This window comes from Lysobacter sp. 05T417, assembly GCF_056396405.1.
Window position 1 is genome coordinate 497,819 of the sequence record NZ_JBFTLK010000001.1, and the last position, 24,631, is coordinate 522,449.

The 24,631-nt window shown below is 65.0% G+C and carries 23 protein-coding genes, 1 tRNA gene and 1 pseudogene; 8 read left to right on the forward strand and 17 right to left on the reverse strand.

The features are described 5' to 3' along the window. Positions 1-6: 6 nt before the first annotated feature. The 3 genes from AC1DER_RS02195 to AC1DER_RS02205 all read left to right on the forward strand — a co-directional run bounded on the left by AC1DER_RS02195 (position 7) and on the right by AC1DER_RS02205 (position 3,088). Positions 7-1,248 (forward strand): patatin-like phospholipase family protein, encoded by a 1,242-nt coding sequence (locus AC1DER_RS02195; RefSeq protein WP_477245615.1) that lies wholly within the window; start codon positions 7-9, stop codon positions 1,246-1,248. A gap of 77 nt (positions 1,249-1,325) precedes the next feature. Next, a complete protein-coding gene (locus tag AC1DER_RS02200; RefSeq protein ID WP_477245613.1) occupies positions 1,326-1,895 on the forward strand; it encodes a phasin family protein in 570 nt (189 codons plus the stop codon). Positions 1,896-2,119: 224 nt separating this feature from the next. Further along, positions 2,120-3,088 carry a restriction endonuclease gene (locus AC1DER_RS02205; protein ID WP_477245611.1) on the forward strand — a complete coding sequence of 323 codons (969 nt, stop codon included), beginning with the start codon at positions 2,120-2,122 and terminating at the stop codon, positions 3,086-3,088. A 4-nt stretch (positions 3,089-3,092) separates the two neighbouring features. Here the strand turns inward: AC1DER_RS02205 and AC1DER_RS02210 are convergent, their stop codons facing one another. Further along, positions 3,093-5,084, reverse strand: coding sequence for an SDR family oxidoreductase (locus AC1DER_RS02210; protein WP_477245609.1), 1,992 nt, complete (start codon positions 5,082-5,084; stop codon positions 3,093-3,095). A 153-nt stretch (positions 5,085-5,237) separates the two neighbouring features. Between AC1DER_RS02210 and AC1DER_RS02215 the strand changes: the two genes are divergently transcribed. Both AC1DER_RS02215 and AC1DER_RS02220 read left to right on the forward strand, forming a co-directional pair. Beyond that, positions 5,238-5,510 (forward strand): acyl-CoA-binding protein, encoded by a 273-nt coding sequence (locus tag AC1DER_RS02215; protein WP_441816139.1) that lies wholly within the window; start codon positions 5,238-5,240, stop codon positions 5,508-5,510. 58 nt (positions 5,511-5,568) lie between these two features. Next, positions 5,569-6,195 (forward strand): TetR/AcrR family transcriptional regulator, encoded by a 627-nt coding sequence (locus AC1DER_RS02220; RefSeq protein ID WP_441816138.1) that lies wholly within the window; start codon positions 5,569-5,571, stop codon positions 6,193-6,195. Here AC1DER_RS02220 and AC1DER_RS02225 read toward each other — a convergent pair. Further along, positions 6,183-6,554, reverse strand: coding sequence for a hypothetical protein (locus AC1DER_RS02225; RefSeq protein ID WP_477245607.1), 372 nt, complete (start codon positions 6,552-6,554; stop codon positions 6,183-6,185). The genes AC1DER_RS02220 and AC1DER_RS02225 overlap by 13 nt on opposite strands. A 151-nt stretch (positions 6,555-6,705) precedes the next feature. Between AC1DER_RS02225 and AC1DER_RS02230 the strand changes: the two genes are divergently transcribed. Continuing rightward, positions 6,706-7,560, forward strand: coding sequence for a hypothetical protein (locus AC1DER_RS02230; RefSeq protein WP_477245605.1), 855 nt, complete (start codon positions 6,706-6,708; stop codon positions 7,558-7,560). Between the two features lie 59 nt (positions 7,561-7,619). Here AC1DER_RS02230 and AC1DER_RS02235 read toward each other — a convergent pair whose 3' ends face one another. Further along, positions 7,620-8,243 carry a response regulator gene (locus AC1DER_RS02235; RefSeq protein ID WP_441816135.1) on the reverse strand — a complete coding sequence of 208 codons (624 nt, stop codon included), beginning with the start codon at positions 8,241-8,243 and terminating at the stop codon, positions 7,620-7,622. 84 nt (positions 8,244-8,327) lie between these two features. Between AC1DER_RS02235 and AC1DER_RS02240 the strand changes: the two genes are divergently transcribed. Then, positions 8,328-10,064: a histidine kinase gene (locus AC1DER_RS02240; protein ID WP_477245603.1), complete on the forward strand. Its 1,737-nt coding sequence runs from the start codon at positions 8,328-8,330 to the stop codon at positions 10,062-10,064. A gap of 35 nt (positions 10,065-10,099) precedes the next feature. On the opposite strand, the gene AC1DER_RS02245 is transcribed toward AC1DER_RS02240, so the two are convergent. The 14 genes and pseudogenes from AC1DER_RS02245 to AC1DER_RS02310 form a co-directional block, all read right to left on the reverse strand. Continuing rightward, a complete protein-coding gene (locus AC1DER_RS02245; protein ID WP_477245601.1) occupies positions 10,100-10,720 on the reverse strand; it encodes a WecB/TagA/CpsF family glycosyltransferase in 621 nt (206 codons plus the stop codon). 125 nt (positions 10,721-10,845) lie between these two features. Continuing rightward, positions 10,846-12,048 (reverse strand): hypothetical protein, encoded by a 1,203-nt coding sequence (locus tag AC1DER_RS02250; protein WP_477245599.1) that lies wholly within the window; start codon positions 12,046-12,048, stop codon positions 10,846-10,848. Continuing rightward, complete coding sequence (locus AC1DER_RS02255; protein ID WP_477245597.1) at positions 12,045-13,115, reverse strand: glycosyltransferase family 4 protein; 1,071 nt, start codon at positions 13,113-13,115, stop codon at positions 12,045-12,047. Before AC1DER_RS02255 ends, AC1DER_RS02250 begins: the two co-directional genes overlap by 4 nt. Before the next feature lie 8 nt (positions 13,116-13,123). Beyond that, on the reverse strand, positions 13,124-14,350 hold the full coding sequence (locus tag AC1DER_RS02260; protein ID WP_477245595.1) for a lipopolysaccharide biosynthesis protein: 1,227 nt from the start codon (positions 14,348-14,350) through the stop codon (positions 13,124-13,126). A gap of 37 nt (positions 14,351-14,387) precedes the next feature. Then, positions 14,388-15,539, reverse strand: coding sequence for a polysaccharide pyruvyl transferase family protein (locus AC1DER_RS02265; protein WP_477245593.1), 1,152 nt, complete (start codon positions 15,537-15,539; stop codon positions 14,388-14,390). Between the two features lie 121 nt (positions 15,540-15,660). Further along, positions 15,661-17,049 carry an undecaprenyl-phosphate glucose phosphotransferase gene (locus AC1DER_RS02270; protein WP_477245591.1) on the reverse strand — a complete coding sequence of 463 codons (1,389 nt, stop codon included), beginning with the start codon at positions 17,047-17,049 and terminating at the stop codon, positions 15,661-15,663. Between the two features lie 62 nt (positions 17,050-17,111). Beyond that, entirely contained in the window at positions 17,112-18,446 is a 1,335-nt protein-coding gene (locus AC1DER_RS02275) for an O-antigen ligase family protein (protein ID WP_477245589.1), read from the reverse strand. 81 nt (positions 18,447-18,527) lie between these two features. Next, positions 18,528-18,935, reverse strand: a complete 408-nt coding sequence (locus AC1DER_RS02280; RefSeq protein WP_477245587.1) for a hypothetical protein — start codon at positions 18,933-18,935, stop codon at positions 18,528-18,530. Positions 18,936-19,043: 108 nt separating this feature from the next. Beyond that, positions 19,044-19,307, reverse strand: coding sequence for a hypothetical protein (locus AC1DER_RS02285; protein ID WP_477245585.1), 264 nt, complete (start codon positions 19,305-19,307; stop codon positions 19,044-19,046). A gap of 45 nt (positions 19,308-19,352) precedes the next feature. Beyond that, positions 19,353-20,516 (reverse strand): tetratricopeptide repeat protein, encoded by a 1,164-nt coding sequence (locus AC1DER_RS02290; protein WP_477357613.1) that lies wholly within the window; start codon positions 20,514-20,516, stop codon positions 19,353-19,355. Positions 20,517-20,580: 64 nt separating this feature from the next. After that, on the reverse strand, positions 20,581-21,360 hold the full coding sequence (locus tag AC1DER_RS02295) for a CpsD/CapB family tyrosine-protein kinase (RefSeq protein WP_477357665.1): 780 nt from the start codon (positions 21,358-21,360) through the stop codon (positions 20,581-20,583). Continuing rightward, positions 21,349-22,734: pseudogene (locus AC1DER_RS02300) on the reverse strand (GumC family protein); the annotation flags it as partial. The pseudogene AC1DER_RS02300 and the gene AC1DER_RS02295, both read right to left, overlap by 12 nt. Then, positions 22,731-23,411, reverse strand: a complete 681-nt coding sequence (locus AC1DER_RS02305) for a polysaccharide biosynthesis/export family protein (RefSeq protein WP_477245581.1) — start codon at positions 23,409-23,411, stop codon at positions 22,731-22,733. The gene AC1DER_RS02305 and the pseudogene AC1DER_RS02300, both read right to left, overlap by 4 nt. A 112-nt stretch (positions 23,412-23,523) precedes the next feature. Then, positions 23,524-24,357 (reverse strand): tyrosine-protein phosphatase, encoded by an 834-nt coding sequence (locus tag AC1DER_RS02310; RefSeq protein ID WP_477245579.1) that lies wholly within the window; start codon positions 24,355-24,357, stop codon positions 23,524-23,526. 136 nt (positions 24,358-24,493) lie between these two features. Here AC1DER_RS02310 and AC1DER_RS02315 point away from each other — a divergent pair. Then, positions 24,494-24,568: transfer RNA gene (locus AC1DER_RS02315), tRNA-Val, on the forward strand. Positions 24,569-24,631 lie beyond the last annotated feature (63 nt).

Here is a 24,631-nt window from a genome sequence, read left to right on the forward strand (position 1 = left end):
GCCTCCATGCTGTCAGTCCATTCCGCCCGGCACCGGCCGCGCACCCGCTCCGATCGCCCCAGCCGGATAGGCCTGGCGGTTGCCGGCGGCGGCCCGATCGGCGGCATGTACGAGCTGGGCGCCCTGCGCGCGCTCGACGAAGCCCTCGATGGCCTCGACCTCACCCGCCTGGACAGCTACGTCGGCGTCAGCAGCGGCGCCTTCCTGGCTGCCGGCCTGGCCAACCGCATGGACACCGCGCAGATGTGCCGGATCTTCATCACCGGCGACAGCGACGACGTGCAGTTCCGTCCGGAAACCTTCCTGCGCCCGGCGATCTTCGAATACCTGCGCCGTGCCGCCGGCCTGCCGCGCCTGGCCGCGCAGTGGGGTCAGGACATGCTGTTCTCGGGCAAGGAAGCGCGCTGGTCGGACCTTCTGATGCGCTTCGGCGGGCTGGTGCCGACCGGGCTGTTCGACAATGCCCGGGTCGAGGAATTCCTGCGCGACGTGTTCACCCGGCGCGGCCGCAGCAACGATTTCCGTGAACTCGACGCCACCCTCTACGTCATTTCGGTCGACCTCGACAGCGGCGACGTCGTGCGTTTCGGCGGCGAGGGCTGGAACGACGTGCCGATCTCCACCGCGGTCCAGGCCAGTGCCGCCCTGCCCGGCCTGTATCCGCCGGTCGAGGTCCGCGGCCGCCACTTCGTCGATGGCGCGCTGCGCCGGACCATGAACGCTTCGGTGCTGCTCGAGCGCGACATCGACCTGCTCATCGGCATCAACCCGCTCGTGCCCTTCAACAAGGGCGATGCCGGTGTTGCCGTCAGCCGCGAGCGCAGCCTCGCCGCAGGCGGCCTGCCGGCGGTGCTGTCGCAGACCTTCCGCACGCTGCTGCAGTCGCGCATGCAGGTCGGCCTGGCGCGCTACGCCCAGCAGTACCCGGACATCGACCAGCTCATCTTCGAACCCAATGCCGAGGACGGCGAGCTGTTCTTCACCAACGCCTTCAGTTTCTCGGCGCGCCGGCGCATCTGCGAGATCGCCTACCGCAACACCCTGGCCGACCTGCACCGTCGCGCCGACACCCTGGGCCCGCAGCTGGCCGCGCACGGCATCCACCTGCGCACCGACCTGATCGCCGATGCCGGGCGCTCGATCCTCGACGGCCTCGACATGCCGACCCGGCACACCGAAACCACCGCCAGGCTCGACCGCGCCCTGGACGATGTCGGCCGCCTGGTCGCCGCTCGCCGCCGTCGCTGATTCCTCGCTGGTGTGAAAGCTCTAGAGCGCGGGGCGATGGTGGTGGCACATCAGCCACTCCCATCGAGGGAACCCGCATGGCGAAGTTCAAGAAGGCGGCCAAGAAGGCCAGCACCGGCCGCACCAGCGCTGGTCGCAGCACCGGTGGCAGCAAGGCAAGCAAGGCCGAAGCCGACAAGGCCGAGCAGCTCTCGCGCAGCCTGAGCGAATCGGCGCAGCAGATCTGGCTGGCTGGCGTGGGCGCGTTCTCTCGCGCGCAGGCCGAAGGCACCAAGCTGTTCGACGCGCTGATCAAGGAAGGCATGACCCTGGAGCAGACCGCGCGCAAGTTCGCCGGTGGCCAGGCCGATGCCGTCCGTGACGTCGTGGAATCCCGGGTTGGCCAGGCACGCGACCGTGCCGCCGATACCTGGGACCGCCTGGAAAAGGTCTTCGAGGAGCGCGTAAACCGCGCCCTGATCAAGCTCGGCGTGCCGGGCCGCGACGACCTGACCGAACTCAGCCGCAAGGTCGACGCGCTCACCGCCGAACTGCGCCGCCAGGGCGGCAAGCCGGCCGCCGCGCGCAAGGTCCCGGCAGCGAAGAAGGCCGCCAAGGCTGCCAAGTCGCCGGCAGCACGCAAGCCGCGCAAGTCCGCCGCGTCCTGACCCGCCGCAACTGACCTACCGGGGCTGGCCCAGGCCGTCCCTGCCGCTTTACCGCACGGCCAACCGCCGCGCGCACAAACAAGCCCGCCAGTCCGCGCTTCCGTATGCTCCCTTCCCCTTACGGTTTCGGACTGGCGGGCTTTCTTTTTGCAGTGCGAACGCTGCCATGCGAGTTGAGATGAAGCTGGCGTATATTCGCGGGCCCTGAACCAACAGAGTCACGCATGTCGGCCGGCTTTTCCCCTTTGATTGCGACCGTCGTCGTTGTCCTTTCCGGTGCCCTGGCCACGGCCTACCTGTGGCTGGTCCGCCAGCGCCAGGCAGAAACCGCCGCCGGCATCGACGCCCTGGCCGGCATGCGCTGGCGCGAGTTCTCGCGGCTGGTGATCGAAGCCCTCCATGCCCGCGGTTTTGTCGCCGAATCGGTCGAGCAGACCCTCGAGCACGGACCGCAGGCCGAGATCCGCCTGATGCGCGAAGGCCGCACGTGGCTGCTGGCCTGCAAGCAGGCCGGCGCCCGCTCGCGCCTGGGTGCGGCGAGCGTGCGCGAGCTGGCCGATGCGGTCCGCTTCAACGGCGCCGCCGGCGGCATCCTCGCCACGCCGGCGCGGATCGACGCCGAGGCGCGCAAGGCTGGCGGCGAACTGGAGCTCTACGACGGCACGGCACTGTGGGCGCTGGTCAGCCAGATGCTGCCCTCCTCGCTGCGCGAAGACCTGACCGCGAGCGCACGCAAGCGCAGCATCCGCGAGATCGTCATCGCATGGCTGGGCGCGATCGTGCTGGGCGTGGCGGTGGGCTTCCTGCCGGCCGTGATGCAGGGCGCGCCGGACACGGCACAAGTCACCGCTGCGCCGCTCGCCCAGCGCCCGTCTGCGGCGCCGGGCACGCCCGCCGCGCAGGCCAACGAGCCTGCCCTGACCGCTGCGGCACCGGCCGATCCCAATCGCGAACAGTTCGAGCGCGGCGAAGTCATCCACGCCATCTCCGCCCTGCCGTGGGTCGAGCGGGTGTTGTGGTCGACCAGCTCGACGTTGTTCATCCAGCAACGCGAGGATGTCCAGGAACTGCACGTGCAGGAAGTGTGCGCAGTGCTCAACCGCTACGAATCGCTGCGCGCCTCACGCCTGCAACTGCAGCCGCCGGCGGAAAGCCAGCGGACGGTGCGGTTCCTGCAGTGCAGTAGCTACTGAATTGCTACCAGTGCACGCCTCGCATCAGCGAGGCGAACGCGATCTGCTCGTTGCTCGGCTTGACCTCGCCCCGTAGCGCCTGCTTGTCGCCACGTGCCGCCGCCGAATCGGGGAACAGCTCGAACGCGGTGCTCATGATCACCTCGTAGGCCTTAGGCGCGAGCGCATTGAGCACCGAAGCGGTGATGCCCAGTCGCGTCGCAATCCGGCTGGGTCGTTCGATGATCCCCTTCACGACCAGGTCGGCTGCCTCGTCCGGCGTCAGCGTCGGCACCGAGTCGTACATCTTGGTCGGCGCGATCATCGGCGTCTTCACCAGCGGCATGTTGATGGTGGTGAAGCTGATGCCCTTGCCGGACAACTCGCCCTGGGCGCAGCGGCTCCATGCATCGAGCGCCGCCTTCGAGGCGACATAGGCCGAAAAACGCGGCGAATTGGCCAGCACGCCGATCGAACTGATGTTGATGATGTGGCCCTTGCGGCGCTGGACCATGCCCGGCATGACACCCATGATCAGGCGCAGGCTGCCGAAGTAGTTGAGTTGCATCGTCCGCTCGAAGTCATGGAAGCGGTCGTAGCTGAGCTCGATCGAGCGGCGGATCGAACGGCCGGCGTTGTTGACCAGCACGTCGACGCGGCCGTGCTCCTCGAGCACGGTCTTCACCAGACGGTCGCAGTCCTCCATGTCGGCCAAGTCGGCGGTGTAGGCGAACACCTTGCCGCCGGCGGCCTTCATCTCGTCGCGCGCCTTGAACAGCTCGATCTCGCCACGCGCCACGATCACCGTGATCGCGCCGGCCTCGGCCACGCGCTGGGCAGTCGCCAGGCCAATGCCCGACGAACCACCGGTGATGACCACGACCTTGTTGCGTACCTTGCCCTTGAGCGAGCGGTCGACGAACAGGTCCGGGTCGAGGTGGCGCTCCCAGTAGTCCCACAGGCGCCAGGCATACCCTTCCAGCGGCGGAACATGGATGCCGCTGCCCTTGAGTGCGCGCTCGGCCTCGCGGTTGTCGAAGCGGGTCGGATAGGTCAGGAACTTCAGTGTCGCCTTGGGAATCTTGAAGTCGCGCAGCAGCATCCCGACGAAGCGCCGCACCGGCGGCAGGTTGCCTACCATGCCGCGCACGCTGCCGGGGATGAAGGCGAACATGCGCGCATCGATGCGCATGGTCATTTCCGGCGAATGGCCGGCGCGGGCGAAGGTGTTGAGCACCTCGCCCACGCGCATCGGTTCCGGATCGGTCAGGTGGAAGCAATGCCCGTCCAGGCGCGGCTTGTGGGAGATGTGGTCCATCGCATCGACCACGAAGTCCACCGGCACCACGTTGATGCGCCCGCCTTCCAGGCCGAGCATCGGCATCCACGGCGGCAGCAGCTCCCGCAGCTTCTTGAGGAAGGTGAAGAAGTAGTAAGGGCCGTCGATCTTGTCCATCTCGCCGGTCTGCGAGTGGCCCACGACCATGCCCGGCCGGTAGATGCGCCACTTGATCCGGGATTCGCGCCGCACCAGTCCTTCCGAATCGTGCTTGGTGCGCAGGTACGGATCGTCCAGGCCTTCGGCCTCGTCGAACATGTCCTCGCGGAACACGCCCTGGTACAGGCCGGCCGCCGCGATCGAACTGGTGTGGTGGAACACTTCGGCCTTGATCGCCACCGACAGGTCGAGTGCGTTCTGGGTGCCGTCGATATTGGCCGCACGTTGCGATTCGGCGTTGGCGGTGAGGTCGTAGATCGCCGCCAGATGGAAGAAGTGCTTGACCTTGCCATTGAGCGCGCGAAGCTGCGCGGCGCTGACGCCGCAGTTGGGCTGGGTCATGTCGCCATCGACCAGGACCACGCGCTTGCTGTCCCATCCCATCTTCTTGGCGATGGCATCAAGCTTCTTGTGCGAGTCCTTGCGCACCAGCACATAGATGGTGCCCTTGCGCTTGAGCAGCTTGCTGACGAGGAAGCGTCCGATGAAACCCGTCGCGCCCGTGACGAAATAACTCATGTCCCACTCCCTGACCTTGAGCATGCCGCTTGGCGGCGTAATGGGCCTACGTTGCCAGAGCCGGTCGCGCGCGACAATTCCCGGGCGTATTGACCACCCCTGCGGTGCGTGCGGTAATGCCCGCACCATCTTGGCCGCCGGGAGGGGCGACCCATGTCCGATCTGCGAAACACCGGTTTACAGCAGGACTTCGAGCAGGCCGCCAAGGATGTCAAAACGCTGACCGACCGCCCTGACAACGAGACGCTGCTGCGGCTGTACGCGCTTTACAAGCAGGGCTCCGAAGGGGATGTCAGCGGTCCCAAGCCGGGATTCTTCGACTTCGTCGGCACCGCCAAGTACGAGGCCTGGGCCAAGCTCAAGGGCACCTCGACCGACGACGCCAAGAAGAAGTACATCGACCTGGTCAAGCGGCTGCGCGCCTGATTTTCACCCGGCCCTCACACGCGGACTGCCGCGTCCCCTCCGCCCCACGAGACAACTGATGGCGAAACAGACCCGCCAGCGCATCCTTGAGAGCGCGTTGACCATGTTCAACGCGCTGGGCGAGCCGAACGTCACCACCAACCATATCGCCGACGAGCTGGAGATCAGCCCGGGCAATCTGTACTACCACTTCCGCAACAAGGACGACATCATCGAGCAGCTGTTCGCGCGCTTCGAGGAGCGCATGGACGCCGCGCTCGCCGCGCCGCAGGGAAGATTGCCCGGCCTGGAGGACATCTGGTTGCAACTGCACCTGGTGTTCGAGTGCATCTGGGATTACCGCTTCCTGCATCGCGACCTGGTCGAGATCCTCAGCCGCAACCGCCGCCTGCGGCTGCGCTTCGCCCGCATCCTGCGCCGTGCCGACGAGCAGGCGCACACGGTCATGCGCGGCCTGGTGCAGGCCGGGATCATGCGGGCGTCGAAGGACGAAGTGGCAGCGACCGCGACCAACGTGCTGGTGATCGCCACGTTCTGGTTGAACTACGCCGCCGCGCGTGGCGACAAGGACGAACACGCGGCGATCCGCGACGGCATCGTGCAGGTGATGATGCTGCTGGCGCCATTCCTGCGCGACGCCGAGCGGGTGCACCTCAATACGCTGACGCGCGCTTACCTGGACTGAGCCGCGGCCCGCTTCGCCGGCGCACGCGTCGCGCGACGCGACTGCGGCTTCCTGGTCGCGGTGCGCACCTGGCGCGTGGCCTTCGGCTTCAACCCGAGCTTGTCGAGCACCGGCGCCAGTCGCGCCTCGACGTCGCTGCTGAACTGCACCACGCGCGGTTCCACCTGGCGCATGCGCGCACCGGCCGTGCCAGCCAGCGCCTGCGCGCCACGCTGCAACGCATCGATCCGCGCCGATGCATGGGCCGATGCCGCCAGCGCTGCGCGGCGCGAGACTGCGACCAGGCCCAGGCCGGCCAACCAGACGTGACGCAGCGTGGTCTTGCTCGCTGCGCCGGACTTGCGCTTCACAGCCGCCATCGGGAACTCCATATCCAGGCGGAATGCCCGGCTTTGGCGCCCACTTTCGTGGCGAGCGATCGAGCAAACACACTAAGGCCCTCGCACCCCTTGCCATGTCCCGTCCACTGGCGAGATGCTGCCCGTCCCGACCCGCCGACAAGGACCGCAGATGGCCGCCAAATCCAGCTGGGCAGCGTTTCCGCATGACGCCAAGGGCTTCGCCTATGCCGGCGACGCGCTCAAGAAGGCCTGGCCGAAGCTGCATGCCGGCGACACCGAGCCCTTCCCGGACAGCAAGCGCGCCTCGGCGTTGATTGCCGCCGCCGGCAAGGCCGCACCCAAGGGGCTGGATGCCGACGCGCTGGCAAACGCCTTGCAGGACGCCTGGCGCAGCTTCCACCACGGCGACTTCAAGGCGGCGTTCGATGCCGGCGAAGCACTCGGCACGGTTGGCGCGTCGGTCGCGGTGAAGGCGATCGGCATCCACGCCACTTACCTCGTAGACGACGACGCGGAAAAGCTCAAGCGTTTCGAGCAGGCGGCGAAGATTGCCGAGGCGGCAGTGAAGGCCTTGCCCGACGACGCCAACAGCCACTATCGCCATGCCTTCGCACTGGGCCGTTACAGCCAGGGCCTGAGCATCGCCAAGGCGCTCAAGGCCGGCATCGCCGGCAAGGTGCGCGGCGCGCTGGACAAAACGTTGGCGCTGTCGCCAAAGCACGCCGAGGCGCACACGGCGATGGCGCTGTACCACGCCGAGATCATCGGCAAGGTCGGCGGCATGATCGGCGGCCTGACCTACGGCGCGAAGGCTGCAGAAGCGGAGAAGCACATCAAGACCGCGTTGAAACTGACGCCAGACTCGCCCATCGCCCATATCGAGCACGGCAACGTGTTGATGCTGCTGCATGGCGACAAGCAGGAAGATGCCGCCGCGGCTGCGTACGAGAAGGCAGCCAAGCTCAAGCCGATCGATGCGATGGAAGCGCTGGATGCGGCGTTTGCGGCGTCGCAGCTGGAGTAGTCATATCCCTTCTCCCGCACGCGGGAGAATCTGCCCGAAGGGCGGATGAGGGCGCTTTCTCAGCGACCCCACATCGTCAGCAGTCCGCGTTCGCGCGCAATTCGCGCCAGTTCGCCAACGGTGCGCGCGCCCAGCTTTTCCATCAGGTTGGCGCGATGGCGGTAGAGGGTCTTCACGCTGATGCCCAGCTCGCTGGCGATCGCCTTCGGCGGCAGGTCCGACAGCAGGCCGCGCAGGGTTTCGGCTTCGCGCGGCGTCAAGCGCGAGGCGACCGGCCGTTGCACGGTGGCGTTGAGATCGCTGCTGAGCACGATTTCACCCTGCATGACCCGATCGAGCACGCCGACCAGTTCATCCACGGCGGCAGCCTTGGTGACGTAGCCGTGCGCGCCCAGGTCCAGCGCCCGCAGCACCAGGCCGGGGTCGTCGTGCATGCTCAGCACCACCCGTCGCACGTCGGGCACCACGGTGGCCAGCTGCCCCAGCAGGGTCAGGCCGCTGTTGCCCGCGCTCAGGCTCAGATCGAGGACGGCGATGTCGGGCGAATGGGCACGGGCGGCCGCCACGGCGTCGGCCACGGTCGAGGCCTCCGCCAGGACTTCGTAACCTTCGGTGTTTTCAAAGAGGCGCTTGAAGCCCTCGCGGACGATCGCGTGATCGTCAACTAGCAATACCCTGACCATGACACTAGTCTGACAGCCCTCGCGCCCCGCGGGTTAGAAAAAGTCTCCCTCCCGGCCCATGGGCACCGGGTAATCTGCCTGCCGATGAACCAGACCCTGCGCCCATCCGACCCGCCAAGCCCGGCTTCCCCGCCGCGCCCCCTCGCCGTCGAGAAGGGCGCGCGCTCCGGCGGCGCGATACGCGAGGTCGCCATTGGCCTGGTGGCCATGATCGCGGTGATCGCGGTCTACGTGCCGTTGGGGCTCGCGGGCTTCTTCCACTGGATGGTCGCCAACGGCGTCCTGTTCACCGCCCTGTGGTGCATACCGCGGCGCTGGTGGCCCTGGTTGTTCGCCGGCGCGGTGCTCGCGCGCACGATCAACGGCGTGGCCATCAGCATCACCTCCGGCGTGCCGGGGGACTTCATGCTGTATTGGCCCGGCCCGCTGCAGTTCGTGCTGGACAACCTCCTGGAACCGTTCCTGCTCGCCACCGGCGTGATCGTGCTGCAGCACTGGCGCGTCTTCCCGAAAGACGCCATGAACCTGGAGTCCATGACCCGGATCCACCTGGCCACCGCGGTCTCCGCGCTGGCCGTGGTCAGCAAGGACCTGGTGTATGCGCTGATTGACGGCCGGGTCGGCGACATGCGGCTGGCCCAGGTCATCGACATCGCGCCGCTGGCCGGCCCCAGCGTGCTGGCGATGCTGGCCGCCTACCTGCTGAAGAACTTCCTGGGCAACTTCATCGGCTGCATCCTGATCGTGCCGCTGGGCGCGTGGATCGACGAGCCGGCGCACTACTCGCCGTCCAAGCCGATCATCACCAGCGCCATCCGCTATCTGTTGCCGACCATGGCCCTGTACCTGGTACTGAGCCTCAGCCGGCCTGGCAGCAACCTGGGTGAACTGCTGCGACTCCTGCTGATGGTCGCGGTGGTGGTGTTCGCCATGCGCCACGGCTGGCGCGGTGCGGCGGTGTCGGTGCTGGTGGCCAGCATCGCCATTGCGGTCGAGGAGCACGTCGGCCTGCCGGTCTACACGCCGATCCGCCTGCAGATGTTCATCGCCATCACCGGAGCGATGGCGCTCCTGTTCGGCGTCGCCATAGACGACATGCGCCGCGGCACCGCCTTGCTCCGCCAAGCCAATGCGCAGGCTGCTGTGCTGACCTCGCAACTGCACGCCTCGGCGCTGCGCAACCTGCAGGCCGAAGAGCGCGAACGCCGGCGCCTGGCCGCCGACCTGCACGACGAGTTCGGTCAGAACCTGACCGCGCTGCAGACGCACCTCAAGCTGGCCCAGCGTGATTTCATCGCGAGCGGGCGGACTGCCGTGGTCGACAACCTGCTGGAACTGACCCGCAACATGCGCCGCAATATCGGCTCGGTGCTGGAGTCACTGCGCCCGGCGGCCCTGGACGAACTGGGTTTGTACGCATCGATCGAGCGTGGCCAGATCCGCCGCCTGGTCGAAGAAGCCGGGCTCGCGTTCGCCTCACACCTCGAGGGCGACGCCCGCCTGCTGTCGATGCTGGCCCCGGTGCACCGCAATGCGGCCTACCGGGTGGTGCAGGAAGCGGTGACCAATGTGGTGCGCCATGCCCGTGCCAGTAAATGCGAAGTGCGGCTGCGCATCAACCTGCGCAATGATGCGATCTGGATGTTCATCCATGTCAGTGACGATGGGATTGGTGGCGTTGACGGCATGCGCGCGAACAACGGGCTGACCAATATCTCGGACCGTGTGGTGGCGTTGAGCGGCGCGCTGAAGCTGGCGGACCAGCACCCGGGCCTGCGCGTGCATGCGTTGATCAGGCAGCCGTTTGCGGAGTTTGAGTGAAGGCTTCGCTTAGGTTCTGATCATTCACCGCGTTATCAGCGAGCAGCCCTGCTGAGCAACTCGCGGATGGCAAACACGATGAAAAGAGTATTTGTCACCAGGTACCTGCGCCATAAGCGCCTCGGCTCGCTGAGCAGCCTATGGAGCCATTCGAGCCCGCATTGCTGCATCCAATGTGGCGCCCGCGCAATCAACCCCGCGTGGTAATCGAACGCCGCACCAACACCGACCATGACAGCTTTGATGCGCCCGCGATGCGCAATCATCCAAGCCTCCTGCTTGGGGCACCCCAGTCCAACCCAAACGATTCCGGCACCTGACGCGTTGATGGCGTCGACGATAGCGGCGTCTTCCCCTTCGCTCAGCATCCGGAATGGCGGCGAGTACGAACCGGCGATCTTGAGCGACTGGAAACGGCCCTTCAGTGCAGACACAAGCGCGTCCAGCGTCTCTTGCCTGCTTCCATAGAGAAAGACCGACACCCCCGCTTGGGCAGCACTCTCGCAGCAGAGAAGCATCAGATCAGGCCCACTGATCCGCACCTGGCGCTCGGCGCCATATCGACGCATCAAGAACGCGACCGGCGCCCCATCCGAGGTATTCATATCCGAGGATCTGAGCACCTGCGCAAAGGCTGCGTCTTTGGAGGCGTTCACCAACGAGTGTGAGTTGCAAATGCAGACAGCTCGACTCTCGCCCACAGCAGCCCAGGAGAGCACCCTCTCAACTGAGTCGCTCCAACCCAGCACATGGATCGGGTGTCCCAGTACTTCAATACTGTTCATCGGGCCGAGCACTTCTGCCCCTTGGCAACTTCAGCCTCAGCCAGCGCCATGAAGGCTATCGAGAAGGCCAGCCCCGCCATCGAGTAAATGAGGACGTTGGAGAAGAACATCCACGCTACGCAACCCGACATCAAGGACGTGGCGGCTAACGCGTGAGCCCCTATCCGGCCACCCTGCCGGGACATGTTCTTGCCCCGGCGAAAGAAGGACAACAAGAACAGAAAGAACAACGACAACCCCAGCAGTCCGTAGTCAAACAAAAGGACCAGCATGTCATTGTGCGGTTCCTTTCCTTCGCCATAGAAACCACCGATCAAATACTTTGACCAGCCAGCCCCGTGTCCAAGGACGCTCACCTGGGAACCCGTGATGACGATATCGGCAAGATCAAGCCTTGAACGCGTCCTGAGCATGCTTAGCTCAAACGAACCATCCGCGATGGAGGAAACGATCTGAGCAGGGCCGACCCCTTCATAGAACGCATACTCGACCAAGCGATCCCCGATGACCATCCATGCCCCGCCCCCAAGGACCAGTGCTGCGGCAAGCACCCTGACGCGAAGGCCAACCGAAACCTTGAGAAGCAACATCGTCACAAGCAACGCAACAAATGCAGCAATGACGAAGCCACGCTGAAGGCAGAGAATTCCTACCGTCACCGACAGCGCCGCACAAGCGTACGAAATCCTTCGATTCAGACCGTTGGCGATCAGCGAAAGTGACAAGCAGAAGCCAGTCAGCGCCACGAACTTTGTGAAATGCCTCCCCAAGGGACCCTCGAGATACTCTCCAACGAACGGCGCCACCACCAGGGAAACCAGGCAGTAGGCAGCAAGGAGTTGGAGGATGGCCTTCTGGTATGCCCCTCGGACGTCATCAACGCAGATCAAAGTCATCGCGACGGCAGACAAGCCAAACAGCCGAACTGCTATGCTCGCTGCGTTCGAACCATTGACCGAAAGCATGGTGTTGATCGCCACATACACCGAGAGCAACAACAGCCAGAGAGCCCAGGCGGGTGGAGCGCCAAACAGCCTTGGTCGCCGGTGGCGAGATCCGGCCTTCAGCAAGAACATCACGCATAGCGCTATCAGGCCGGCATCTCTGAGCAAGACGACGGAGACACCACCAACTTCGATCGAGCCAATGAACGGCGCACCAAACAGCAACAAGGCGAACAGGAGGTAGACAACGTTCAAGGACAGCCCCTCAGGACATCCAGAAGCCTCGGGTGGGTCACCGACGCCTTGAAGTTTGCGTTGAATTTGCCGAATGCCGCATCCGACATCGTCGCGAGGTACGTTGAGTCCGATGCCAGCGAACTCATCCCGTTGGCGAGGCCCTGGACGTCGCCGCACTCGACGACCCAGCCCGTAGCCCCGTGATCAAGAATGTCCGGGACTGCCGCGTGCGCATAGGAAACAACCGGAAGACCCGCACTCATTGCCTCCAGCACCACCCCAGGAAAGCACTCCTTGCTGTATGTGCTCGGAAACAGAAACAGATCAGACGCAATGAACTCGCGCCACTTGGCTTCGCCGTACAACGGGCCCGGCAAACGGACAGCCGCTCCAGCACCACTATCCTCCAACCGCTTCGCGAAACGGGCCTCTTCGTCCTTATCGACCCACGAGCCGACGATGGTCAATCGGGCGTCGGCGACCCTGTCCAAGAGGAGGAGAAAAGCCTCAAGCGCATCGAACGCACCCTTCTCGGCACTCAGATTACTGACGTGCAGGACGCGGAGCTCAGAATCGGACCGCGACGCGCGACGAGATGGCGAATAGTCGCGTAGACCGTTCGACACAATGTGCAGTCTGGAATCATCAACCACTCCACTCAGATCCTGCGAAACACGCTTGGACATCGCCACCGCATGGACTCTGGTCATTGCAAATCGGAGAAGAGTCCGCTTGAACCCCAGCACCCTGTGCAAGCCAATCGCGCGAAAATGCGCCACAACCCTGCGACGGAACAGCGTTGCCAGCACAATGAGCATGGAGTCGCGAAGCAGCCCCCAGCCACCTTGCGCTGGAGTGATATAGACAACCTGGATCTGGCGGGTCCGGCCGAGAAGCACCAATAGCAGCTTCCAGAACACGCCCAGCCCAGCGCTCACTTTCCCAAGACTGAACGCACCTATGGTGCCGATGCTTTGTTTAGGGGCCAGGTCAATGGCGACCACTTCATCATGACCCTGAAGAAACTTAAGGAACTCTTCGTTCCTCAACGCGGCACCGTGAATCGGCGGCGGCCGCTGGATCATGGCGACTATCACGCGCTCGCCTCTTGCGACCAATCGCGCGTGGTCATTCTGATCTGCCGCCAAAGCTGTGATCTGTACATGGCACCAGCAATCACCGTGGCGACAGCGGCCCCCAGCGCTCCCATCCAGGCGCTCAACGCCACCACCAGGAGAGCTAACGCGATTAAGTAGTAGAAGGTCAAGCGCGAGAGCGAACGGCTAAGGTCCGTCACAGAGAACGCAATCAGAATCGGGCCGGAGGACGCGGTCACCAACGCACCTACGCAAAGGACCAGAAGCACGTCCCAACCCGGCACGAAATCCGCGCCGAACACGATGCGAAGCAGCTCCTTTGAGCAAAGGGCAACGATCAGATAGTAAGGCGCCGCAACGAGCAGCGATATCCGAGCGCCACGTCTCAAAGCACCATAGAACCTCACTCGCGAGCGTGAGTGATACGCATCTGCCAGCTCGCGTGTCGCAAGCATGTTGACCGCAGAGCTTACCGCCAGCCCGGGCATCGCCAACTTTGCCGCGGCTGCGTACAAGGCTGTTGAAGACGAGTTCGTCATCATATGCAGCAGCGCGACATCAACCTTCTTCGCCGCAATGAATGCAAAGACGAATGGCACAAAATGCAGAGCTTCCCTGTACACGCCCACCGCACCGCCCACCGAGACTTGGGGCGAAGCCAACACACCTAGTCGCGACCTGTCCCTCAACAGTATCCATACAACCGAGATCACGTTTGCGATACAGAGATAGGACACAAACTGAAGTGAACTCGGCGGCCCCGCCGAAACGGCGCCACCTACCAAGACAAGTGCGAAGAAGAACAGGACGGGCGCAATCTCGTCGGCAACCAGCCCCTCCCTGGGTCGATCCAGGCCGGTCAGAATCCGCCTTAGCCCTACCTTCGCCGCTATTGACGCCGGCAGAAGCACGTAGGCCTGCAAGGCCCAGGAGTAGTCCCCGCGCAGCATCAGAATGGCCACCGAGCCAAGTGCCAGAATCAGACCGCAATGCATCATGGTCAGCTTGGAGACCATGGCTCCTTCCAGTCCAACGCTACCGTCGCCCGCGTTCGCGAGCACGCCTGACGGCGCTCGCAGTGCCTTGAGCGCCAGCTGGGGCAAGCCCAAACACATCGCGGCACCTACGATCGTTGCCAGCGCCGTGACAGAGGCAAAGGAACCATAGTCATGAAGTCCCAACTGTCGAGCGGCAACTACTTCGCTCAACGCAAGAAGCAACATCGACACTCCAGAAAGAGCGCCAGTGGAGAGAATCTTCCTAAGCATTGGATACCAACAAACGCCTGAGCCAGGTCTTCGTCATGTCCTGATGCGTCCTACCTCCGATCCCGCCAGAATCGACTCGGACAGACGCGGAGCCAAACAACCGGTCCACTCGCCTCGAAATTCGCGAAGCAGAACTCAGGTAGAACGAGATAACGTCGTCACCAGAATCAATGCTCCGGTAGAACCGACGAACTTTCGGCTGGTCGTTGATTGCGAGAACCCTGCCGCCACTCGCCTTCACGACAACACCCGCGTGCAGCTTCGTCGTGACAAAGTGAGTGAGTCCGCGCAATACCGCGAGGGTTGCCTTCAGATCCGCATACTCCGAGACGACAACCTCGATGCCGAGCGACCGCACATCGTTCGCGAAGCGATCGGCGGACTCACTACTGCCTCGGGTCGATGCTGAGTCAAAGAAGACGACGACGCGCGATATCTTGCTGGCATTCCTCTCGATGGCCGCCATCAATCCACGAATGTAGCGCCGGCGCAGCGCGCTGCCGTAGGCCAGCTTCTCACCAGCATGAATTCCGAGCGTTATCGGCAACGAACGATCACCATGTCCGGGAACCCGCTCCTCTTCAAAGACGACATCGCGACCATCCTCAAGTGTGGAGCCCGGAGCGATGGCGCGCGCGAACCTGAGTGATGCACGATTCCTCGGCGCAACGAAGTCCGCCCCTTCAAGGATCCTGGCAACCGCAACTCGGATCTTTCCACCACAGAGCGGACCGATCTCAACGGAGGACACGATGTAGGAGACGTCATGGCGCTCCAGCCAGCGGTGGATCGTGATGAAGTAGCCGTCGACCAGCCATTGCCTGGGCCACGAGTGAAAGTTGGTGGCGCTATGCCCGAAGTAGCCGCCGCCGAAGTAGATCGCCCCGGCGATCGACGCACAAGCAGGATCATCGACGAACTCGCAAGCAACTTCGTCTTCCAATCGTAGCTTTACCCTCGGGTCCGCGCGATAGAAGACGGGGACGGCACCAAGTTCCGCCACCCATTTGGCGTAATAGACACCCATCAGAAGGTCGCCGAAGTTCTCGTGCGATATCTTTCCGATCAGCAATATTCGCTTCGGCTCAGTCTGAGGAACAGTCACTGCACTGACGTCCTGGTCGCTATGAAGATCTTTGTTCACTTCGCCTGCTCTGCACCGACTGAATCACACGCCTTGACCATTGGCTCCGGGCCCGGCTCGTAGAGCCGGATGACGCACTGACTGAGGCCATCGATCCTTGCCCCGCCTTCCACTTCCACACCTAATACGCAGCCTTGCCAAAGAACCCCTTCACCACCGTCATCGCGATGATGCGAAGATCAAGCAACAGGGACCAGTTCTGCATGTAATGCAGGTCGTACTCGACACGCGAGGCCATCTTGTCGACGGTATCGGTTTCTCCACGCAGGCCATTGACCTGCGCCCAGCCGGTGATCCCCGGCTTCACGCGATGGCGCTGCATGTAGTTCTGCACGATCACCTTGTAGTGGTGGTTGTGCTCCACCGCATGCGGCCGCGGCCCCACGATCGACATCTTCCCCTGCATCACGTTGATGAACTGCGGCAGTTCATCGAGGCTGGTGCGGCGCAGGAAACTACCGAAGGCCGTCACGCGCGGGTCGTGGCGGGTCGCCTGGGTCAGCTTGCCCACGCTCTCGCCATGAACGCGCATGCTGCGGAACTTCCAGACCTTGATGGTCTTTCCGTCCAGGCCATGGCGCTTCTGCTTGAACAGCACCGGCCCGGGCGAGCTGAGCTTCACACCGATCGCGATCAGGCACAGCAGCGGCGAGATGAGGACCAGGATCAGCGCGCCCAGCACGCGGTCCTGCACGCCCTTGAGCAGGCGCGCCTCGCCATTGAGCGGACTCGCGCGCAGGTTGATCACCGGCAGGCCCGCCATCTGTTCAACGGAGTGGTTCAGCAGTTGCAGGCCGAACAGGTCGGGCACGAACTTGATGTCGGCCGTCGAGTGGTCCAGGTCGGTGACGATGCGGTCGATGGCGACCTGCTCGCTCACCGGCAACGCGATCCAGACCTGGCCGATGTGATGCAGCTCGACGTAATGCGCCAGCGCGCCCAGATCGCCCAGATGCGGAACGCCGGCCAGCGCCGGCTGCATGCCGGCCGCCGTGCTGAACCAGCCGCGCACTTCGATGCCGGCCCAGCGCTGGCGTTCCAGGGTGCGCACGATGTGCGCCGCATCGGCGTTGCTGCCAACCACGACCGCGGTGCAGATATCGAGCCCGCGTACACGCACCCAGGAGGCCGCCTTGCGGCACACCAGCCTGCCCACGCCGGAGGCCAGCACGGTGCCAATGAACCAGTACGCCCACCACAGGCGCGAGGTCACGCCCTGCACCTTCAGCAGCGCCACATAGAGGATGCCCAGCAGGAACACCACGGTCCATACGCCGAGCAGCTTGAAGGCTTCGGCAACCACGCTCTTGCCGCGCCAGCTGCGATACATCGAAAACGAGCCCATCGACAGCAGCGTGAACAACACGCCGCGGGCAACCGCCTGGCGGATCTCCAGCGGCATGTCGGTCGTGTCGAACCGCAGCCAGTAGGCAATCACTCCGACCGCGACGATCACGGCGATGTCGAGCACGCGCAGCATCAGCCCGAACAGGGCCGAAAACTTGTTCAATGACGCACGTTCGACTGCGTACTCCGGCCGGATTGGCGAGAACAGCATGCGGACCCCCCCAGTCATCGCGATTCGCTCGCGTTCGTCAGGAGGAAGGACAGCACCAGCGCGAACACCACCGCGACCGCATGGGTCCGCAACGGGTAATCGACCAGGGAGTGCGCCAACGGGACAAACGCGGCAATCGCCGCGGCACTGAGTATCGGCCCGTGGAAAGTGTGATCAATGAGACTTTTTCTTGTGACGTAGATCACCGTGACCAACAGCGTCAGTATCAGGACAATTCCTGGCAAGCCGGCCTCGATCAGCGTCTCCAGCACATCGTTGTGCGCGTGCAACGCGAACACCTCGCGCATCGCCGCGACCGGCTCGAGCGGCGCGTACACCGACTTGAAGCTGCCCCAGCCGCTACCCCACGGCAGGTACGCCTGCGCGGCGTCCCAGCCGTAACGCAGGTACTGCCAGCGCAGGTCTTCCAGCGGATCCTGCTGCAGGCGGTGGCTGATGCCGTCCCATGCGTAGACGGCAATGCCGGCGATGGCCACCGCAATGGCGGCCATTGGCGCCCAGCGGCGTACGCGGCCAGGTTTGCTGGCGTCAGTGACCCGCGACGACAGCACGACGCTGGCCAGTGCAGCCGCGCAGGCGAGCGCCAGCCCGGTTCGCGAGAAGCTCAGGGCCGCGGCGAGGAACAGCATCGCCGCGACCGCATACCAGGCCAGGGCGGCAGGCACGCGGCGCCTGGTCTGGCTCTGCACGCCCAGGGCGATGGCGAAAGGCAGCAGCATCGCCATCAGGCAGGCGAAGTGATTGCGATTGGCGAACAGGCCGATCGCGCCGATGGGATGGTGATAGTCGTAGAAGCGCAGCGCGGAATGAGTACCCGCAGCAGACTGGGCGTAGCCCAGCAGCGCCGTCAGCGTCGCCAGCACCAGCGCGAGCTTGAGCAGCCGCAGCCTTGCCGCCGTCGTCAGCGTGCACGCCAGCGCCCAGAACGACGCGAACACCAGCATCGCCAGCAACGCACGCACGGTGCCCCAGCGGTCCAGCGTCAGCGGAAGCCATCCATGCGCTTGCCTGGCCTGCGCCAGATCGGCAAGCACGTCCGAACGTCCCGGCAGCATTGAAAGGATCGCGGGAGGCAGTGGAATCAACTGCAGCACGGCCAGTGCGATCGCGCCCAGGCAGATGACGGCCATGGCGCGCTGCGGCCTGGATGCAGGCGCCCATTGCCAGCGCATGAGCGCCAGCAGCAACGCCGGCAGCGCAGCCATGTGCACGATGACGTCGCCGATGCCACGCGACCCGCCACCAGCCAGCAGCGCTGCAGTCAACAGCAGCGCGGCAGCAAGTTCGGCGGCCGTATCAGGCGTCCCCTTGGCGCCCTTCAAACGCATTTCAACCTCGTTGACAGCAAACGGGCCGCACGCGGCGGCCCGTCGCTATCCATTCTGTTCTGAGTGGACGGCGGTGCGCGCTTACGGGCTCGACGGCTTCGGCGGAGCCGGAGCGGGCTTGGCGTCGTCGCCACCGCCAGACGCCAGCGCCACGGCGCCGGCAGCCACGGCGATGCCGGAGCCGACCATGACGTAGTTGGTGTCCGAACCGGTCTTGCCCAGGCTCGGGCACTTCGCCGGCGCGGTGTCCTGCACGGTGTAGCTGCCGGTGACCTTGACGGTGCAACCGTTGGAATAGGTGACGTACGCTTCGCCGCCGTTGACGACGACCACGTCGCCGGCCTCGGCACCAGCGCTGCTGACCTCACCGACCGTGCGGCCACCGACCTGCACGTCGCCACTGTTGGAGCGGACAAGTACCTTCGGCGATTGCGCAAGCGCACCACCAGCAAGGGTCAACGCGAACATTCCAACAATCAGCGACTTCATTGCACAACTCCGGATCTATTCAATTGGATTCGTCTCAGACGATCGGGCCGCTCGAGGCGACCCGTTCGCCACTGCACCGGACCCACGGTCCGGCGCGGCTCGAAGGCATTACGGGCTGGACGGCTTCGGCGGCTTCGGAGCCGGTGCCGGCTCGTCGCTACCACTGCTACCGCTGGCAAGCGCTGCGGCGGCGGCAACGCCGGCGCCAACGGCCAGCACGGTCGAACCGTCGACCTTGCTCTTCTTCTCCTGCGAAGCGACCTTCTTGGCCGGAGCGGCCTGATCCTTCGCGGCGTCGTTGGCCGGTGCGGTCTGCGCGGAAGCCGCGCCAAATGCGAGGACAGCGACCAGACCAAACAGAATCTGCTTCATGGCTTTAGAACTCCCTATCAACACGAAATGTGTCACTGCGACAGCCTATTCGGAGCGTGACGCAGTTTGCAATGTGACAGCACTGGGAACTTTTCTCAGTTGCACGTCATCGACGCGCAAAGTGCCACTGATCTGTCGTTCGGACAGCGACCGGCCGGTGTGACGCAGCGTCAGTTGTTGACCCTGACAGTCAGGCGGCACATCGAACGTCGCACGCGCGGTCCGCCAGTGCGACGACGCGGAGGCCGGAAGGTCAAGTTGCATGAGGTTTGCGTGCGCAAGCTCCGGCCCGGCCGTGCATTGCACGAACCAGGCGAAGCGTCGCGGCGACCCGGTCCGGTCATCCACGGCACTGCTGAGCTCATAACGCCCCGGTGCAAGCGCCAGGCGCTGGCGCGGGCCAATGAATCGCATCGCGCGACCGCTGAAGTCCGCCTGCAGCGATTGCTGCCCCTGCACCGGGTCGATGGCGTCGAGGGTGATGCTGACGCCGGGTTCGTCGGACCACTTCCAACCGAATCCACCGGTCTGGTCCTGGCCCTCGAAGCCGCCATCGAACGGCAGGCCATCGAGCGCCCTTTCATCTTCTGCCAGCGAAGCGAGCCATATCTCGCGTGCACGCGCAGCCTGGCCGAGCGCGGTGAGCGCATCGACCCGCACCGACAGCTCGGCAGGCGTCAGCGGCACGGTCTGGCTAAGGCCCGACAGCAGGGCCTCGGTCTGCGCCGGGTCGGAAGTGCGCAGTACTCGCGCCAGGGCTCCGCGCCACGGCGGATCGGCCGCCAGCACCCGCACCAGCGCCGCGTGCAGTTCGGGATTGCCGGTGAAGGGCATCAACGAAACCAGCATCGGCTCACGCAGATGCGGCGCAATGCGCAGCAGTGCATCGATGTGGGTCACGCCCTCATCCACCCTGCCCTGCGCGAACGACGCATCGACGAGCATCGCCTGGGCGATATCGTCGCGCGGCGCCAGGCGCGCGGCCGTGCGGTAGAGGTCGATCGCACGGTCGGGATCGGACTGCAGCGATGCAGCCAGTCCGAGCAGGCGGAATGCGCCGCCGTCGATGGGGCGGTCGCGCAGCGTTTCACGCGCGGCCACGGCAAGCGCGTCGGCGTCGCCGGCCTGTCCACGTGCGGCGGCCACGCGTCGATCGGGACCGAACGCAGCGCCGACATCCGCGTCGACGCGCACCTGCTGCCAGGCCATCCAGGCCATCGCAGTGACCGCAAGCAGGCCAACCCCGAGACGGAGCTGGCCGGCCCGCGGCCGGTCAGTCGGACGAGCCGCCGTAGGCATAGTAGGTATAGCCGTAGCCTTCGCCCTTGCGCTTGAGGTCGAAGCGGGTCAGCACCGCGCCGAGGACGCGGGCACGCGCGGCCTTCAGGCGCTGCAGCGAAACGCGCAGTGCGTCGTTGCGGGTGTCTTCGGCCGCGGCCACCATGACAGTGGCTTCGGCCTGGTTGGCCAGCAGCGGTGCATCGGCCAGGCCCAGCACCGGCGGACCGTCCAGGATCACCATGTCGAACTGCTCCCGCAATTGCGCGAGCAACCTGGCCAGCGAATCGCCAGCAAGCAGCTCCGGCGGGTTCGGCGGCAGCGGACCGGAGGTGATGACGCTCAGCTTTTCGTTGGGCAGGTGCTGCAGTACGTCGGCCAGTTCGCGCGCGCCTGCCAGCAGGTTCGACAGGCCCATCGCCGAGGACAGGCCGGTGGTCTTGTGCACGGACGGATTGCGCAGGTCGGCGTCGACCAGCACCACGCGCTTGCCAAGCTGGGCGATGTTGCGCGCCAACTCGTGCGCCGTGGTGCTCTTTCCCTCCGACGGGCTGGCGCTGGTGATCAGCAGGCTGCGCGGCAGGCCATGCACTGTGGCGAACTGCAGCGCGGTGCGCACCGAGCGGTAGGCCTCGGCAAACGGCGAGCGCAGGTCGTTGGCCGCCTGGGCCGTGGTCATGCCCTGCTCCAGGCGCGGGATGGCACCCAGGACCGGTAGTCCGGTGATGGCTTCCAGCGCCTTCGGGTCATGCACCGTGTTGTCGAGGTGGTGCATCAGGAACGCCAGCAGGACACCGAGGAACCCGCCCAGCAGCATGCCGACCGCAAGGTTGAGCAGCTTGCGCGGCGAGTTCGCCTTGTCGGGCGCGACAGCGCGGTCGATCACCGAGATGTTGTTGGCGCCCACGCCACCGGCCACGCCGATCTCCTTGTAGCGCTGCAGCAGCGCGTCGTAGAGCTGGCGGTTGGTTTCGGCCTCGCGGCGCAGGATGTTGTACTGGATCGAGCGGCTCTGCAGGTCGAGCACGTCGCCCTTCAGTCCGGTGATGCGCTCGCGAAGCAGCGTCTCCTGCGCCAGCGCGGCCTGGTACTCGGCGCGGATGGCGTCGCGGATGTTGCCGACTTCCACATTGATCTGGCGATCGGCTTCGGCGATCTGGTTGCTCAGCTGCACCATGTTCGGGTAGTCGGCCTTGTAGGTACCCAGGTTGTTCTGGTACTCGGCCATCAGCGTCGAACGCTGCTCGCGCAGCTTCTGGATCAGCAGGTTGGCGACGACCTGCGGCAGGCCCATGCCGTTGCCGGTGCTGGCCTGGGCCCACATCGCCTCGGCCTTGATGCGCGAACCCTGCGCCACGGCGAGGGCGGCATTGAGATCGCTGAGGTTCTGGGCGTCGAGCGAAGGCTTGTCGTCGCCGACGGACACGATCCGCTCGGTTTCGGAGAACGCCACCAGCTCCTTCTCGGAATCCTCGAGCTTGCCCTTGAGCTGCGTCAGTCGTTCTTCCAGGTACTTCTTGGCGTACGACGAGGCATCGAATCGACGCTCCAGGTTGCTGGCGATGAAGCCGTCGGCATAGGCATTGGCCACGCGCGCAGCCAGCAGCGGATCGGGCGAATCGAAGTTGACGCGGACCAGGCGCGAGTTGCGCACCGGCTCGATGCCCAGCTCTTCCTGCACCAGCTCGATCATGGCCGCTTCGCGCGCCTGCTGGCGGGTGGAAGCGGACACGGCCTGGCCGTTGGCCTTGTCGGTGAGGTCCTCGTCGACCTTGGCCATGTCCTTTTCGAACTGCTTGTTCGCGGTCAGGCGCAGGTCCTGGATGACGCGGCGCGCAAGCGAGCGGCTCTTCAGCAGCTCGTACTGGGTCTGGTAGAAGTCGCGATCCATCGGCGACTCGGTCGGCTGCAGGCCTTCGAACTCGACGATCTTCATCGTGTCGCGCTCGATCTGCAGGGTCGAACCGGCGCGGTAGATGGGCGTGGCCAGCAGCGTGAATACCAGCGTCAGGAACACCACCGCGAACGCGGTGCCGACCACCCACCACTGGCGCTCGCGCAGGATGCGCCAATACTCGAGAAGGTTGATCTCGTCGCCGTCACGGTCTTCCTGACGCAGCGACTCGATGGGTTCTGCTACGGCGTTCAATTGTAGGACCTCCACACCGCGATGAACGGCGCCAGCTGGATCAACGTCCGCAGCGTCTGGCGACCCATCGAGGTATCCACCACGATCACGTCCTCGCCGAAGATCTGCGGATCGGGCTGCTCACCCTTCTCGATGGCGGCGACGTCGAAGCGCGCGTACTTGCGCTCGCCGCCGATGGTGCGGAACACCAGCACGTTGCGATGGCTGGCAACGTCGCTGAAGCCTTCCGACAGCGCCAGGCACTGCAACAGGCTCAGTCGCGAGGTCATCGGGTAGATGCCGGGCTTCTTCACGGCGCCACCGACGGTCACGCGCTGGCTGGAGAATTCCTTCACGAACACGGTGACCTGCGGGTTCTGCAGGTAGCGCGCCTTGTAGCGGCCGGCGATGTCCTGCTCGACTTCGCCCACGGTGTGGCCGGCGACGTCGACGGCGCCAATCAGCGGGAGTGCGATCTGCCCTGCATTGTTGACCCGGACGTCACGGTTGAGGTCCTCGATCTGGAATACCGTCACCGCGAGCAGATCGCTCGGGCCGATCAGGTACTCGCTACGGCCCATGGCCGCCGCCACCGGATCACCTTCCGGCAACGTAGCTGCTTCATCCTTCGACCCGCCGACATTCGAACAGGCGCACAACAACATCAGGCACGCAAGCGCCCAGACTCGTAAACCCATAACCACGTGCCATCCCCAAAAAAACAAGCCGTACGCAGGCGCGCACGGATTCCCACTTCAATTATGCCGCACGTCCCAGTTTCGACTGCCCCATCGGTACTGAGACTTTTCCTCACTTCCCCCGGATCGAGCGCAGCCAGCGGCTGACCGCGCCCTCGCCCGACGCCCCGTCCGGGCCGCGCACGTGGGGCACGAAACTTGCCTTCCGGAACAGCGCCGGCGGCAGTTGCTCGGGCGCCACATCGTCGACGATGCCGCGCGTGCGGGTATCGACCATGTGCACGGCTTCTTCCATTCCCACCAGCCCGGCCGCAGCCTCGCGGGCCTCGCCCAGCAGCGGCGGCCGCCGCTGCGGATGGTGCGCGTCGGTCGCCAGGATCATGCACAGCCCTTCGCCGACGAAACGCTCTCCCCAATACTTCACCCGGCGCCCGTAGCGCCCGGTCATCGCCCCGGCGGTGATCTGCATCCAGGCGCCACGCTCTGCCAGCCGCTTGAACACGCCGTAGTGCGTCTCCACCCAGGTCAGGCGCTCGGGATGGGTGATCACCGGCACCAGGCCCGCGGCCATAAGGTCGAACACCGCCTCTTCGAAGCGCGGCGGTGCGACATGGTGCGGCGGCTCCAGCAGCAGGTAGCGCGAGCCGGCCAGGGTCGGCACGCGGCCACCGCGGATGCCTGCGAGCAGGTCCGGATCCATGTGGACGTCGGCGCCCTCGACCAGCCGCAGCGCGATCCCGCGCTCGTCGAGCTCGGCCTGGAACGCAGCGATGGCGGCACGAATGCCGTCGGCCGTGTTCTCGTACATGCCCGGGTAGATGTGCGGCGTGCAGGCGACGGTGACGATGCCGTCGGCCGCGGCCATGCGCGCCATTTCCAGTGCCATGTCGAGATCCACCGCGCCATCGTCGATGGCAGGCAGCAGATGGCAATGCAGATCGAACATGGCGCCCCCCCGAGCACAGAGCGCGGGAGTGTAGCGGCAAAGCGCGCCGGCCCTGCTGAACGAGCTGCGCCTGATTTGCCGGCACGAGGCTCTTGCCAACCCGGGCCCGGCTTGAGGTATACTGCGCAGCCATTTTGGGCGGTTAGCTCAGCGGTAGAGCACTGCTTTCACACGGCAGGGGTCACAAGTTCGAAACTTGTACCGCCCACCAGTACCAGGCAAAGGCCGGCGAAAGCCGGCCTTTTGCTTTTCAGCGCCGGCTCGCCAGCCGCCA